Origin of the sequence: Klebsiella sp. GB_Kp056 (assembly GCF_040064755.1) — a bacterium.
Classification (GTDB): Bacteria; Pseudomonadota; Gammaproteobacteria; order Enterobacterales; family Enterobacteriaceae; genus Klebsiella; species Klebsiella quasipneumoniae.
On the sequence record NZ_JBEAJA010000073.1, the window covers coordinates 15,058 to 28,926 of the forward strand.

Annotated in this window: 15 protein-coding genes; 7 read left to right on the top strand and 8 right to left on the bottom strand. The window is 60.2% G+C overall.

The features are described from left to right. Positions 1–2: 2 nt before the first annotated feature. Together ilvB and ivbL are read right to left on the bottom strand one after the other, a co-directional pair. Complete coding sequence (gene ilvB, locus ABLV52_RS25195) at positions 3–1,691, bottom strand: acetolactate synthase large subunit (RefSeq protein WP_348891055.1); 1,689 nt, start codon at positions 1,689–1,691, stop codon at positions 3–5. A 104-nt stretch (positions 1,692–1,795) separates the two neighbouring features. After that, entirely contained in the window at positions 1,796–1,891 is a 96-nt protein-coding gene (ivbL, locus tag ABLV52_RS25200) for an ilvB operon leader peptide IvbL (protein ID WP_002923286.1), read from the bottom strand. A 12-nt stretch (positions 1,892–1,903) separates the two neighbouring features. On the opposite strand from ivbL, the gene ABLV52_RS25205 reads away from it, so the two are divergent. From ABLV52_RS25205 to emrD, 5 genes are all read left to right on the top strand, one after another. Beyond that, complete coding sequence (locus ABLV52_RS25205; RefSeq protein WP_014343455.1) at positions 1,904–2,071, top strand: hypothetical protein; 168 nt, start codon at positions 1,904–1,906, stop codon at positions 2,069–2,071. 450 nt (positions 2,072–2,521) lie between these two features. Next, positions 2,522–2,641: a type I toxin-antitoxin system toxin TisB gene (tisB, locus tag ABLV52_RS25210; RefSeq protein WP_004145059.1), complete on the top strand. Its 120-nt coding sequence runs from the start codon at positions 2,522–2,524 to the stop codon at positions 2,639–2,641. A gap of 90 nt (positions 2,642–2,731) precedes the next feature. Beyond that, the gene (locus ABLV52_RS25215) at positions 2,732–3,178 is read left to right on the top strand and encodes a GNAT family N-acetyltransferase (RefSeq protein ID WP_004202251.1); all 447 of its coding nucleotides are present in this window, start codon (positions 2,732–2,734) and stop codon (positions 3,176–3,178) included. 66 nt (positions 3,179–3,244) lie between these two features. Beyond that, positions 3,245–4,078 carry a DMT family transporter gene (locus tag ABLV52_RS25220; RefSeq protein WP_023291440.1) on the top strand — a complete coding sequence of 278 codons (834 nt, stop codon included), beginning with the start codon at positions 3,245–3,247 and terminating at the stop codon, positions 4,076–4,078. A 175-nt stretch (positions 4,079–4,253) separates the two neighbouring features. After that, the gene (gene emrD, locus ABLV52_RS25225) at positions 4,254–5,438 is read left to right on the top strand and encodes a multidrug efflux MFS transporter EmrD (protein ID WP_032454418.1); all 1,185 of its coding nucleotides are present in this window, start codon (positions 4,254–4,256) and stop codon (positions 5,436–5,438) included. 184 nt (positions 5,439–5,622) lie between these two features. On the opposite strand, the gene dsdC is transcribed toward emrD, so the two are convergent. Beyond that, on the bottom strand, positions 5,623–6,546 hold the full coding sequence (gene dsdC, locus ABLV52_RS25230) for a DNA-binding transcriptional regulator DsdC (RefSeq protein WP_044525088.1): 924 nt from the start codon (positions 6,544–6,546) through the stop codon (positions 5,623–5,625). 226 nt (positions 6,547–6,772) lie between these two features. Between dsdC and dsdX the strand changes: the two genes are divergently transcribed. Both dsdX and dsdA read left to right on the top strand, forming a co-directional pair. Then, entirely contained in the window at positions 6,773–8,110 is a 1,338-nt protein-coding gene (dsdX, locus tag ABLV52_RS25235; RefSeq protein WP_065805554.1) for a D-serine transporter DsdX, read from the top strand. Between the two features lie 17 nt (positions 8,111–8,127). After that, positions 8,128–9,456: a D-serine ammonia-lyase gene (dsdA, locus tag ABLV52_RS25240; RefSeq protein ID WP_044525090.1), complete on the top strand. Its 1,329-nt coding sequence runs from the start codon at positions 8,128–8,130 to the stop codon at positions 9,454–9,456. A 3-nt stretch (positions 9,457–9,459) separates the two neighbouring features. On the opposite strand, the gene ABLV52_RS25245 is transcribed toward dsdA, so the two are convergent. From ABLV52_RS25245 to ABLV52_RS25265, 5 genes are all read right to left on the bottom strand, one after another. After that, complete coding sequence (locus tag ABLV52_RS25245) at positions 9,460–9,960, bottom strand: regulator (RefSeq protein ID WP_348891056.1); 501 nt, start codon at positions 9,958–9,960, stop codon at positions 9,460–9,462. Then, complete coding sequence (locus tag ABLV52_RS25250) at positions 9,957–10,319, bottom strand: DUF202 domain-containing protein (protein ID WP_023291446.1); 363 nt, start codon at positions 10,317–10,319, stop codon at positions 9,957–9,959. Before ABLV52_RS25250 ends, ABLV52_RS25245 begins: the two co-directional genes overlap by 4 nt. Continuing rightward, a complete protein-coding gene (locus ABLV52_RS25255; protein WP_004202264.1) occupies positions 10,309–10,656 on the bottom strand; it encodes a DUF202 domain-containing protein in 348 nt (115 codons plus the stop codon). Before ABLV52_RS25255 ends, ABLV52_RS25250 begins: the two co-directional genes overlap by 11 nt. Before the next feature lie 100 nt (positions 10,657–10,756). Next, complete coding sequence (locus ABLV52_RS25260; protein ID WP_232712417.1) at positions 10,757–12,079, bottom strand: 6-phospho-alpha-glucosidase; 1,323 nt, start codon at positions 12,077–12,079, stop codon at positions 10,757–10,759. Then, positions 12,076–13,698: an alpha-glucoside-specific PTS transporter subunit IIBC gene (locus tag ABLV52_RS25265; RefSeq protein ID WP_023291447.1), complete on the bottom strand. Its 1,623-nt coding sequence runs from the start codon at positions 13,696–13,698 to the stop codon at positions 12,076–12,078. Before ABLV52_RS25265 ends, ABLV52_RS25260 begins: the two co-directional genes overlap by 4 nt. Positions 13,699–13,869: the final 171 nt, after the last annotated feature.

Genomic DNA, 13,869 nt, shown 5'->3' on the forward strand with positions numbered 1-13,869 from the left:
GCTTATTCCCCCACCATTTCAGTATTAGCCGCACCCGGCGGTACCATCGGATACACTTTCTGCTGCGCGTCGATGCGCACGTGGATCAGCGCCGGCCCCGGACGGTCGATGATCGCCTGCAGCGCCGCCTGCGGATCGGCTTCGTTATTTAAATCACAGGTTTGCAGGCCAAAACCGGCGGCAATCTGCATAAAGTTAATCATCCCCGGATAGGTGGCGGCAAAAACCCCCTGCTGATAAAACAGGCTCTGCTGCTGATGCACCAGCCCCAGCGCTTCGTTGTTCAGCAGGATAATTTTTACATCCAGCTGATTTTCAGCGGCGGTGGCCATCTCCTGAATATTCATCATCAGGCTGCCGTCGCCGGAGAAGCAGATAACCTTGCGCAGCGGATTCGCCAGCGCCGCGCCGATCGCCGCCGGCAGGCCGAAGCCCATGGTGCCAAGACCGCCGGAGGTCAGCCACTGCCGCGGACGGTTGAGCGGGTAGGCCTGCGCCGTCCACATCTGGTGCTGGCCTACGTCGGTGGTGATGATCGCTTCATCATCCACGCAGGCGGCCACGGCGTTAATCAGGCCATAATGAGAGAGCGGGTCGCTTTCCTGCGGGATGGCGCAGGGGAATTCGCGCTGCAAGTCGGCCACCAGCTGGCGCCACTCCTCGCGCGGCTGCGCCTCAACCTGCGGGTTCAGCTGGGCTAAGACTTCCGCCACATCGCCCTGAATCGCCACGTGCGGTTGCTTAATTTTGCCCAGCTCGGCGCGGTCGATATCGACGTGGATAATCTTCGCGTTCGGGCAGAACTGCTCGGTCTTGCCAATCGCCCGGTCATCAAAACGCGCGCCTAAAACAATCAGTAAATCCGCTTCCTGCAGAATGAAGTTGGTGCTGCGCGCGCCATGCATGCCCAGCATCCCCAGCGACAGCGGGTGCGCCTTCGGCAGCATGCCCAGCGCCATCAGGGTCATGGTGGTCGGCAGGTTGGCTTTTTCCGCCAGCTCACGGATCTCCTGCGGCGCGTTAATTACCCCGCCGCCCAGATAGAGCACCGGACGCTTCGCCGCGTTGATCATCGCCGCCGCTTCGCGCACGCTTTCGGGGGCGAATGCCGGCGCTGCGGCGCGCTCGCCCGGCTCCGGCAGCGTTTCCAGCTCAATGGTCGCCGACTGTACGTCCTTAGGAATGTCTATCCACACCGGCCCGGGACGCCCGGACTGAGCAATACGGAAGGCGTCGCTGATCACCTGCGGCAGCTCGGCGATGTCGCGCACCAGATAGTTATGTTTGGTGATGGGGATAGAGATGCCGTAGGTGTCCACTTCCTGGAAGGCGTCGGTGCCGATCATCGATGCCGGCACCTGGCCGGTGATGCAGACCAGCGGAATCGAATCCAGGCGGGCATCGGCGATCGCCGTCACCAGGTTCGTCGCCCCCGGGCCGCTGCAGGCCATACAGACCGCCGGTTTGCCTTCGGTACGCGCCATCCCCTGGGCGATAAAGCCCGCGCCCTGCTCGTGGCGCGCCAGGATGTGGCGGATCTGCGTGCTCTGGCTTAAGGCATCGTAGATAGGCAGGATGGAGCCGCCCGGAATGCCGCTAACCATAGTGATACCCTGGCGTTCCAGTAAATGAACAACCAGCTGCGCGCCGGTAAAGCGCATTGTGTTTGATGTGGTGCCCGAACTTGCCATGCTCCAGTCCTTTTCTTCTGGGCCGACTTTACCGGGGGGCTCGCCAACAAAAAACCCCGCTCGGTTTGCGCCGGCGGGGTTTGGAATTCGTGTTGTTCCGGACCCTACGGCGCATTGCCGACGACGACCACCACAGACACGACGACCACCGCGGCAGGCGCGGTTTTTAGTAGGGTCGAAGCGATCAGGGTTGCGTTCATTAGGGACCTGTTGTGTCGAAAAATAAGCTGAATTTATACAAACACAGGTTTTACGTTTTCACAATGGATTTATTTTCATCCACGAAAATTTGCGCGAAAGATCACAGTTCGGCGCAAAAGGGCAGAAAACAAAAAACCCCGCCGGAGCGAGGTTTTTATCAGCATGGTTACAGGTGGTAGCCGCAAGCACACTGTATTACGTCAACGCCAAAAGTATACGCGATCGCTGCAGTTCGCGCAATTTAAGGTCGGTTTTTCTCTGTCATAGAGTATGGGATAGCGCGGCGGATTTGTCCAAAAAATACTGTTCATCCATACAGTATTTATCTATACTGGGTGTGTTCACGGTGTGCCATTCGGGGGCTGCAAGTTTGACCGGCGCAACGAAGTCCTGGCTGAAACGGGTGGTGCCGTCAGTGCCTTAACCCCGAGAGAGCACACTGTGTTACGTCAACAACGTGCAGTCACTGGCCCGCGCGGCAACGCGTGGTTCAGCGCTGCGCACCCCTGTCGTTGCAGGCGGCGGGCCGGGAAGCCGTCCACGGAAGGAGCCACCACAGGCCAGGGCGACGCCGCCGGCGACAGGCAGGGATAAGCTGACAACGGGCAGCGGAAAGGTACGTCAGCTTATTGTGCTCCTTAACCACAGGAGACGCGCGTATGGGCGGAATGGATATTATTATTTTAATCCTGAAACTCATGGTTGCTGTGTTGCAACTACTTGATGCAGTCCTGAAACAGTTCCGCTGATTCAGGTTCAAGTCGCACCTGAGGGGGGCGGGAAACCGCCCCCCTGCAGGCGCCCGCCGGGCGTCCCGGGATGACTTGATGGAGGAAGCTATGCCACCCCTGTTAATTGCCGCCACGACGCCGGATGCCCCGGGGTTCGCGGCGCTGCGCACCGAAAGCCTTGAACAGCATTTCAATATGCTGCGCCGCCTGGCGGAAAACTGGCAGAGCGGCAAAAACCGCTTTACTGCGCCGGGCGAAACGCTGCTGGGCGCCTTCGTGAATCACCAGCTGGTTGGGGTATGCGGCATCAATAGCGATCCCTTCAGCCCCCAGCCGCGGGCCGGGCGTATTCGCCACCTCTACATCAGCGAGCGCTACCGCCGCCGGGGGATCGGCCAGCAGCTGCTGGTCTCGGTTATCACCCACTCCAGCGCCTGGTTCGATTTTCTCAACACCCACGCTCCGGCGCAGGCCTGGCCCTTTTATGAAAGACTTGGCTTTCGCCCGGTGTACGATGAACCGCGGGTGACGCATCGCCTGTTTTGTTCGCTGTAGCCCCGCTGGCTGGCAGCGCGGGCGCGTGTTACAGTCCGGTGACCTTCACTGTTGAACCTGTCTGCGATGACCCTCACCGTATTCTGCATTTTGCTGTTCGCCGCCCTGCTGCACGCCAGCTGGAACGCTATTGTCAAAGCCAGCGGCGATAAAATGTACGCGGCGATCGGCGTCAGCGGCTCGGCCGCGCTGATCGCCCTGGTGATGCTGCCCTTTGCCCCGCAGCCCACGCTGGCCAGCGCCCCCTATCTGCTGGCGTCGTGCGCGTTACAGGTGGTGTATACGGTGCTGGTGGCGAAGACCTATCAGGTGTCGGATATGAGCCAGACCTATCCGCTGATGCGGGGGACTGCCCCGTTGCTGGTGGCGGCGATAAGCGTGCTGTTTCTCGGCGATCGTTTGTCGCCGCTGGCCTGGCTGGGCATCGGCGTCATCTGCCTGGCCATTCTGGCGATGGCCTTTAACGGCCGCGCCAGCTCCCGCAAAGGCATCGTGCTGGCGCTGATCAACGCCTGCTTTATCGCCGGCTATACGCTGGTGGATGGCACCGGCGTCCGGCTGGCGGGCTCGGCGCTGGGCTACACCCTGTGGACCTTTTTTATGAACGGCTTCTGCCTGCTAAGTTGGGCAATGATGACCCGCCGCGCTGAAGCCAGCCGCTATCTACGCCTGCACTGGCGAATAGGTATCCTCGGCGGGATCGGCACCATGGGCTCCTACGGCCTGGCGCTGTGGGCGATGACCCAGGCGCCGCTGGCGGTGGTCGCCGCGCTGCGTGAAACCTCCATTTTGTTCGGCGCGCTGATCGCGTTTATCGTCCTGAAAGAGCAACTGATGCCGCTGCGCATCGTCGCCGCCTGCGGGATTGCCGCCGGGGCGATCCTCCTGCGCCTCGCGTAGCCTGAAATGGCAACATTAGTTGCCGTTCCTGTTTACATAATCTGCCTGGAATTCCCTCAACAATCGGCACTTTGCAGTTGTTATGTCATTTTTATATGGTAGATTCCTCCATCGTTTACGGGGTGTGCCAGTCACATATTCTTAATTTTTATTTACTCACAAAGTATTCATCGACATGAAACGGCATAAAAACTTCAATTTGTTGTTGATGCTGGTACTGCTGGTGGCCGTCGGCCAGATGGCGCAGACCATCTATATTCCGGCCATCGCCGACATGGCGGTCGCGCTGAACGTCCGCGAAGGGGCGGTACAAAGCGTAATGGCGGCCTACCTGCTGACCTACGGTATTTCACAGCTGTTTTACGGCCCGCTCTCCGACCGCGTGGGTCGCCGCCCGGTGATCCTCGTCGGGATGTCGATTTTTATGCTGGCGACGCTGGTAGCCATTACCACCCATAGCCTGCCGGTGCTGATCGCCGCCAGCGCCATGCAGGGGATGGGCACCGGCGTCGGCGGCGTGATGGCGCGCACCCTGCCCCGCGATCTGTACGAAGGCGCCCAGCTGCGTCATGCCAATAGCCTGTTAAATATGGGCATTCTGGTCAGCCCGCTGATTGCCCCGCTGCTCGGCGGCATCCTCGACACCCTGTGGAACTGGCGCGCCTGTTACGCCTTCCTGCTGGTGCTGTGCGCGGGGGTGACCTTTAGCATGGCGAAATGGATGCCGGAAACGCGCCCGGAGGGCGCGCCGCGCACCAAACTTCTGGCCAGCTACAAAACGCTGTTCGGCACCGGCGCCTTTAACTGTTACCTGCTCATGCTGATCGGCGGCCTGGCGGGAATTGCGGTATTCGAAGCCTGTTCCGGCGTACTGATGGGCGCGGTGCTCGGCCTGAGCAGCATGGCGGTGAGTATTCTGTTTATTCTGCCGATCCCGGCCGCCTTCTTCGGCGCCTGGTTTGCCGGCCGGCCGAACAAGCGTTTCCCGACCCTGATGTGGCAATCGGTTATCTGCTGCCTGCTGGCGGGTCTGATGATGTGGATCCCGGGGCTGCTGGGCGTTATGACCGTCTGGACCCTGCTGGTGCCGGCGGCGCTGTTCTTCTTTGGCGCCGGCATGCTGTTCCCGCTGGCCACCAGCGGCGCGATGGAGCCATTCCCGTTCCTCGCCGGTACCGCCGGGGCGCTGGTTGGCGGCTTGCAGAATATCGGTTCCGGCGTGCTGGCCTGGCTGTCAGCAATGATGCCGCAAACCGGTCAGAGCAGTCTCGGGCTGCTGATGATGCTGATGGGCCTGTTGATTCTGCTGTGCTGGCTGCCGCTGGCCTCGCGTTTTACCCATCATCAGCAGCCGGTATAAGCGCGGCGGCCGTTCCCCGGATAGCGGCTGACGCCTTACCCGGCCTACCGTTCTGTCCTCTGTAGGCCCGCGCAAGCGCAGCGCCGCCGGGCGGTTATCAGGCGCCGTACCGTAATGTTGCCGGGTGGCGGCTCACGCCTTACCCGGCCTGTCCAACATCATTGAGGGGTAGCCCGGCTCATTTTCAGGTCAGACTATGCAGCCACTCGATAAAGGCGTCGATTTTCGGCCACTGGCGACCCGGCAGGGTGGTCACATAGTAGTGCTGGTGGCATTTCAGCGTCATATCGCCAAACGGGGCGATCAACTCCCCGCTCTCCAGCCGCTTCTGCACCAGCCGCTTACGCCCCATTGCCACCCCGAGGTGGTTCATCGCCGCGATCGCCGCTAAATCGGAACGATCGAAGCCAATGCCCGACGATGGCGGCAGGTCCACCGCAAACTGCTGCGCCCAGCTATACCACTCATCGGTGCCGGAATCGTTGCTCCATGCCTGGCGGTCGTGGAGCAAGGTACAGTGGCGCAGATTGCCCGGATTCGACATTAACTGCCGCTGGTGCGCGTAATTCGGCGTACATACCGGCACGATCGCCTCATCCATCAGAAAATGGTGGCTCAGCTGCGACGACGGCGCATCATCAAAATAGATCGCCAGATCGATGCCCGTCCGCTGCAGGTTAACGTTCTCGTTGCCGGTCAGCACGGTGAGGGAGATGGCCGGGTAACGGCGGGTAAAGTCTCCCAGAGCCGGCACCAGCCAGCACTGGGCGATAGAGGGCCGCGAGTAGACCGTCAGACTGCCGGAGAGCTCCTGGTTTTTGATGTCGAGGATCTCCTGATTGAGGCCATCCAGCGACGACTTCAGCGCCCAGTAGACCCGCTTACCTTCACGCGTCAGCTCAACTTTGCGATGCGAGCGGACAAAGAGCAGGATCCCCAGCTCCGCTTCCAGCTGATTAATCCGGTGGCTGACGGCGCCAGGCGTGAGCGCCAGCTCGTCGGCGGCCAGGGCAAACGACTCGTGCCGCGCCGCCACTTCAAAGGTCGACAGCCTGGAGAGCTGCCAGCCGTTCAGCAGCCGGGTACCTATGTTTTTTAGCACATCCATCACGCGCTCCTGGCTAATACAGTGGCTGTTGATGATAAAAAAATCACGCCGATTTTGCCGCTAAAGGGTGAATTAATTTGACCCACAGCATGTTTAATGGTCTGTTTTTGAGCCAAATCACCGACTTGATTCAATTCTCCTCACCTTAAAGCCCATTTATATCGTTTGTCAGCCCATGAGGTTTCTCGCTTCAATAAGGCCAGATTATTCACAGGCGAGGTGGAATATGGGTTCGCAAGTCTGGGTTGTGAGCACGCTGCTGATCAGCATCGTGTTAATCGTCTTAACGATCGTCAAACTGAAGTTTCATCCTTTTCTGGCGCTGCTGCTGGCGAGCTTTTTCGTCGGCGCGATGATGGGAATGGGCCCGCTGGAGATGGTCAACGCCATTGAGAGCGGGATCGGCGGCACGCTGGGCTTCCTGGCGGCGGTGATCGGCCTCGGCACCATTCTCGGCAAGATGATGGAGGTCTCCGGCGCGGCGGAGCGCATCGGCCTGACGCTGCAGCGCTGCCGCTGGCTGTCGGCGGACGTGATTATGGTGCTGGTCGGCCTGATCTGCGGCATCACGCTGTTTGTCGAAGTCGGCGTGGTCCTGCTGATCCCGCTGGCCTTCTCCATCGCCAAAAAAACCAACACCTCGCTGCTGAAGCTGGCTATTCCGCTGTGTACCGCGCTGATGGCGGTGCACTGCGTGGTCCCTCCGCATCCGGCGGCCCTGTTTGTCGCTAACAAACTGGGCGCCGATATTGGCACAGTGATTGTCTATGGCCTGCTGGTCGGTCTGATCGCCTCGCTGGTTGGCGGCCCGCTGTTTCTCCGAGCGTTAGGCAACCGCCTGCCGTACAAACCGGTCCCGGCCGAATTTGCCAATCTTGAGGTCCGCGAGGCGTCGACGCTGCCGTCGCTCGGCGCCACGCTGTTTACCGTACTGCTGCCGATTGGCCTGATGCTGGTGAAAACCGTCGCCGAACTGAACATGGCGAAAGGCGGCACGCTGTATACGGTGCTGGAATTTATCGGCAACCCCATCACCGCGATGTTTATCGCCGTCTTTGTCGCGTATTACATGCTCGGCATTCGTCGGCAAATGGGGATGGGCGTCCTGCTAACCCATACTGAAAATGGCTTTGGGTCGATCGCCAACATCCTGCTGATTATCGGCGCAGGCGGCGCGTTCAACGCGATCTTAAAATCCAGCGGCCTGGCCGATCGCCTGGCGGTGATCCTGTCGAACCTCGATATGCACCCGATTCTGCTGGCCTGGCTGGTGGCGCTTATCCTGCACGCCGCCGTCGGCTCCGCCACCGTGGCGATGATGGGCGCCACCGCCATCGTCGCGCCGATGCTGCCGCTCTATCCCGGCGTCAGCCCGGAGATCATCGCTATTGCTATCGGTTCCGGCGCCATTGGCTGCACGATCGTCACCGATTCCCTCTTCTGGCTGGTCAAACAGTACTGCGGCGCAAGCCTCAGTGAAACGTTCAAGTACTACACGACGGCGACTTTTATCGCGTCGCTACTTGCACTGGCCGCCACCTTCCTGCTTTCTTTCATTATCTGAGCGCAAAGAGACGTATGATGAAACACGCTGAATTGACTACCTTGACCGCGACCTTCCCGCTTGTGCAGGATCTGATCGCCCTGAAAGAAACCACCTGGTTTAACCCCGCCACCACCCCTCTGGCGGAGGGATTACCTTACGTCGGCCTGACCGCCGACGACGTGCAGGACGCCCATGCCCGCCTTCAGCGCTTCGCGCCCTATCTGGCGGAAGCCTTCCCGGAAACGGCCGTCAGCGGCGGGATCATCGAATCGGAAGTGGTCGCCATTCCGGCAATGAAGCACCGCCTCGAGCAAAAATTCGGCCAGCCGATTGGCGGCGAACTGCTGCTGAAAAAAGACAGCCATCTGCCGATCTCCGGCTCGATCAAAGCGCGCGGCGGCATTTATGAAGTGCTGACCCATGCGGAAAAGCTGGCGCTCGAGGCCGGGCTGCTGACTACCGCAGATGATTATCGCAAATTGCTGACGCCGGAGTTTAAACAGTTCTTCCGCCAGTACAGCATCGCCGTCGGCTCAACCGGCAACCTCGGGATGTCGATCGGCATCATGAGCGCCCGCATCGGCTTTAAGGTTACCGTACATATGTCCGCGGACGCCCGGGCGTGGAAAAAGGCCAAACTGCGCAGCCACGGCGTGACGGTGGTGGAGTATGAAGAGGACTACGGCGTGGCGGTCGAACAGGGACGCAAGGCGGCGGAATCCGACCCGAACTGCTTTTTCATCGACGATGAAAATTCGCGCACGCTGTTCCTCGGCTATGCCGTGGCCGGCGAGCGCCTGAAGGCGCAGTTCGCCAAAGCCGGACGGGTGGTCGATGCCGACCATCCGCTGTTCGTCTACCTGCCGTGCGGCGTCGGCGGCGGCCCCGGCGGCGTGGCGTTTGGCCTCAAGCTGGCCTTTGGCGACCACGTTCACTGCCTGTTTGCCGAACCGACCCACTCTCCCTGCATGCTGCTCGGCGTCTACACCGGGCTTCATGACCAGATAGCGGTGCAGGATTTAGGCATTGATAACCTGACCGCCGCCGACGGTCTGGCGGTCGGCCGGGCGTCCGGCTTCGTTGGCCGGGCAATGGAGCGCCTGCTCGACGGGTTCTATACCCTTGACGACCAGACGATGTATGACATGTTGGGCTGGCTGGCGACAGCGGAAAATATCCGCCTTGAGCCCTCCGCGCTGGCCGGGATGGCCGGGCCGCAGCGCGTCTGCGCCAGCAAAGCGTACCATCAGCTGCAAGGGCTGAGTGAGCAACAGCTGCAGCAGGCGACCCACCTGGTGTGGGCCACCGGCGGCGGAATGGTGCCGGAAGAGGAGATGGCGCAGTATCTGGCGAAGGGGCGCTAATCTTCAGCGCAGCAGCGGCATCAACGCCTCTGGCGGCCGCTGCTGTCGGCGCAGGTCCCGCATCACTCGCATATAGGGCCCGCTGAGATCGTAGAACTGCCGATAACCCGCGCACAGCGGGTCTTCCTGTTCGCCGCAGCGGCACAGGCGTAGCCACGGACAGCCGTAGCAGGCGCTGTTGGCCGCCGGCGCGCCCGCCTGCGTTATCAACTCGCCGCACCAGGCGCTCAGCGTCTCGCTAAACAGCAAAATATTGATACGGCCAATATCTTCCCGCACCCAGCGGTGAAAGACCGCGCAGAGAAACTCTCCCCACAGCGCGGCGTCGCCAGCCGCCAGCTGCGGAATAAAATGGATAGCCGTAAGCCCCTGTTGACGCAGCTGCGCATAGAACGCCTGCGGCTGGCGGCAATGCTCCGCCTCGACCGCTACCGCCTGAAAGGGAGTGTCATGTTGCTGGCCGGGGGCATGAGTGAGAGGCAAATTCGCCGGACATCCTGTCATGACATATCCCTAATGAATGAAACGATCTGTTGAAGGTGAGTAACAGCAAACAGGAATGCCAGAGAAAGTACTGCGAGTGCGATCAAAAATTTGTCACGAACCGCCCGCGGCTGCAAAAAATCGCTGTCGTCGACGTCCATCAGATGACGACGGCGGGTATAGCCCCAAAGGATCCCCGCCACTATCGCCAGCACGCCGATCGACAGCCAGAACGGCAGTCCGGCGCGGTGCCAGCTGTGCTTAATCGCCAGCGCCATCAGCGCGCCATAGCCCAGCAGGGTGCGAAACCAGGCCAGGGAGGTGCGCTCTGGCTGTAGCCCCGGGTCGCTTTCCCGCCGCGCCCGGCGTTTATCCGCCATACAGCACCAGCAGCATCACCGCGACCACCACCGCCAGCAGCAGGATGCTAATCACCAGCAGCGTCCGGGTATAGGGGAGATCCTGCTTCAGGCGCATCGCCTTCTCGTTGTTCAGCCAGCGCAGATAGCCATAGATGGCCATGCCGCCGGCAAACAGGCACAGCAGCAGGGCGAGAATTTCACGGATCAGCGGCGTGGCAAAGTCTGGCGCCAGCTGGTCAAGACCGACGCCAGCGGCAAGAAAACCGAGCGCCGTGCGGATCCACGCCAGAAAGGTGCGTTCGTTAGCCAGCGAAAAGCGGTAATCAGGCGCTTCGCCGAGGCGGGAGATTTTCATGACGGTTCCTTGTTCATCGCGCAGCAGGCTTCAGCATAGCGTAAATCAGGAACCGGGGAGAAGCATCGGCGCCCCGCAGGGCGCCGTTCAACGGCGGGGATTAATGCAGCTCCGGCCAGTAATCCTTATTGGCGGCAATCAGGTCGTCGAGGATCGCTTTCGCCACCGAGGCGCTCGGCACGGTTTTCGACAGGGTAATTGCCTGCCACAGCTTGTGGTAAGAGCGTTGTTCCCAGGCATCGACCACCAGTTTTTCCACCGCCACCTGCTGGCTCATCATCCCTTTCTGGAAGTGCGGGATGTCGCCGACCGTCAGCGGCTCCGGCCCGTTGTGGCCCACCAGGCAAGGAATTTCCACCATCGCGTCGGCGTCAAAGTTATGGATCGCGCCATTGTTCGGCACAATCAGCAGCATCCTTTCCTGCGTGTTAAAGGCGATGGCCGTCGCCAGATCGACGATATACGACGCGTGCTCGTCAATCTCCAGATCGCCTGCGGAGGATTTCCCGGCGGCAATAATCGCCCGGCAGGCGCTGAAGACGTTTTTCTCACGATGATCCATCACCTCATTGGCGCGGGTGCGTTCCGGGTTGGAGTGGGCCACCACGTAGTCCGGGAACAGGTAATATTTCAGGTAGGTATTCGGCATGGTCTGCGGATCCAGCGCCTGCACATCTTTCGCTTTGGCAAAGGTGTCGTTCCAGCTTGCCTCGGTGTGCGGGTCGTTAGATGGCGGCACATAGCCGTGTTTCGCCACATATTCGCGTAGTTTCGGCATCAAATCGTTGCCGTCGAGATCCTCAATCGAAGTCCACCAGCCGAAGTGGTTGAGGCCGTAGTAGCGCACGCGCATCTGTTTACGGTCTTTGAGGCCGACAATCTGCGCCATCCGCCCTTCAATGCCGATCGGCATATCGCAGATGTTGAGGATTTTGGCGTTCGGCCGCAGACGACGGGTAGCTTCCGCCACAATCGCCGCCGGGTTGGAGTAGTTAAGCATCCAGGCGTTCGGCGAATATTTTTCCATATAATCCACCAGCTCCAGCACGCCGCCGATAGAGCGCATACCGTAGGCGATCCCGCCCGGTCCGCAGGTCTCCTGGCCCAGCACGCCGTGGCGCAGCGGGATTTTCTCATCCTGTTCACGCATCGGATATTTCCCGACGCGGATATGCGCCATGACGAAATCAACATCGGTAAACGCCGCCTGCGGATCGGTGGTATAGCTGAATTCAATCTCCGGCGCCTGCTCTTTGAGGATCACTTTGCACGCCTCGGCGATGGTCTCCTGCCGCGCCCCGTCGTTGTCGTAAAATTTCAGCGACCGCAGCGGAAAACGATCCTGGTTTGCCAGCAGCATCAGGACAATGCCCGGGGTGAAGGTGCTGCCGCCGCCTGCGATAACAACTGAGAATTTTTTCATGATACTGCCTCCGTCATGGTGGTATGTTCGGTCGAAAGAGAATCTTTCATCAGGTTTTCCAGCTGGTCGCGCACCTGGGGAACGTGCAGGCCGACGATGACCTGAATCCCGTTGCCGCGGCGTACTACCCCGTGGGCGCCCAGCGCTTTAAAGACGTCGTCACTTTGCGTTTTCGCCATATCGACCAGCGCGATGCGCAGTCGGGTGGCGCAGTTATTGATACTTTCAATGTTGCTGGCGCCGCCGAGGGCCTGCAGGAAGCCAGCGGCCTGGCCCAGCCGGGTCTCTGGCGCGGCTGCCGCCGTGGTTTTACCCCGCGCCGCCTGATAATCAGCCTTGCTGTAGAGCTTGATTTCGCTCTCTTCCCGGCCCGGCGTCTTCAGGTTCAGACGCAGGATCAGGGTGCGGAAGACCACGAAGTAGAGGGCGGTGAAACAGAGACCAATACCTATCTGAATGAACATCATCGAGGCGTGGTGATGGAACATCGGGATCCAGTTTTGCGGCAAGAACTGGTCGAGCAGGCCGCCGCCGAAATTGCCCACCACCCCGCAGATGTACATCACCGTCGCCATGGACGCCGCCAGCACCGCGTGGACGGCGAACAGCAGCGGCGAGATGAACAGGAAGGTGAACTCCAGCGGCTCGGTGATCCCGACCAGCATCGCGGTCAACGTGGCGGGGATCAGCAGGCCGGCGACCTTGACGCGATTTTCCGGCGCGGCGGTGAAGTAAAGCGCCAGCGCAATGCCCACCGAACCAAACACTTTCGAGTTACCGTGCAGGGCAAAGCCGCCCTCCGGGAACAGCGTCTTCAGCGGTTCCGTACTCTGGCTGAACGCCTGCAGATGCTCTGCCCAGTAGACCTGCAGTCCGCCCTCCACTACCGCCGGGCCAAAGATGAACGGGCCATAGACGAAGTGATGCAGACCGGTGGGGATCAGAATGCGCTCAAGGAAGATGTAGACCCACACCCCGAGCGCGCCGGCAGAGCGCAGGAAGGCCTGTAGCGATTCAATACCCAGCTGGACTTTTGGCCAGCCGAGCAGCGTCAGCCAGGCGCAGGGGATCATCGCGAGGAAGGCGACAATGACCACAAACGATGAGCCCTGGAAGATGCCGAGGAACACCGGCAGGGGTTTATCGAAATAGCGATTATGCAGGGCCGTCACCAGGCCGGAGATGACGATCGCCCCGATAATGCTGGTGTCGAGGGTTTTAATCCCGGCAATCATCGTCAGGCCGCTGCCGGCCGTGGGTTCAACGGAAAAGTCGACGCCGAAGAAGTGGCCCCAGGTCATCCCCATGGCGTTGATAAAGTAGTTCCAGGTGAGAAAGCTCACCAGTACCGCCAGACAGGCCCGGCCCTGGGCCTGCTTCGCCAGGCCAATCGGCAGACCGACGGCGAAAATCAGCGGCATATTACGAAAGACGGTCCAGCCGCCCTCTTCGATGATGTGAACGATCTGTGCAAACAGGCTGTCGGGTGCGGTCAGCGCTTCGCCGACGAACATCGGGTTGCGCAACATAATGGCGATACCGACCACGATCCCGGCGAAAGGAAACAACAAAACCGGGGTAAACATGGCGCCGCCAAAGCGTTGTATTTGACTGAGCATTGGGAAATCCTCATGTAACAACTCGTAGGGTGAATGGCCTTCTTTTTCTTGATTACCGGCCTCACTCGAGAATAGGAATTTGCCCGTCCAACAACATGCCGCGCCGTTGCGATTCGTGATCGCTTTCATGGTTTTAATTTGGCCAAAGTTGTCTACTTCGTTAACAAAAGT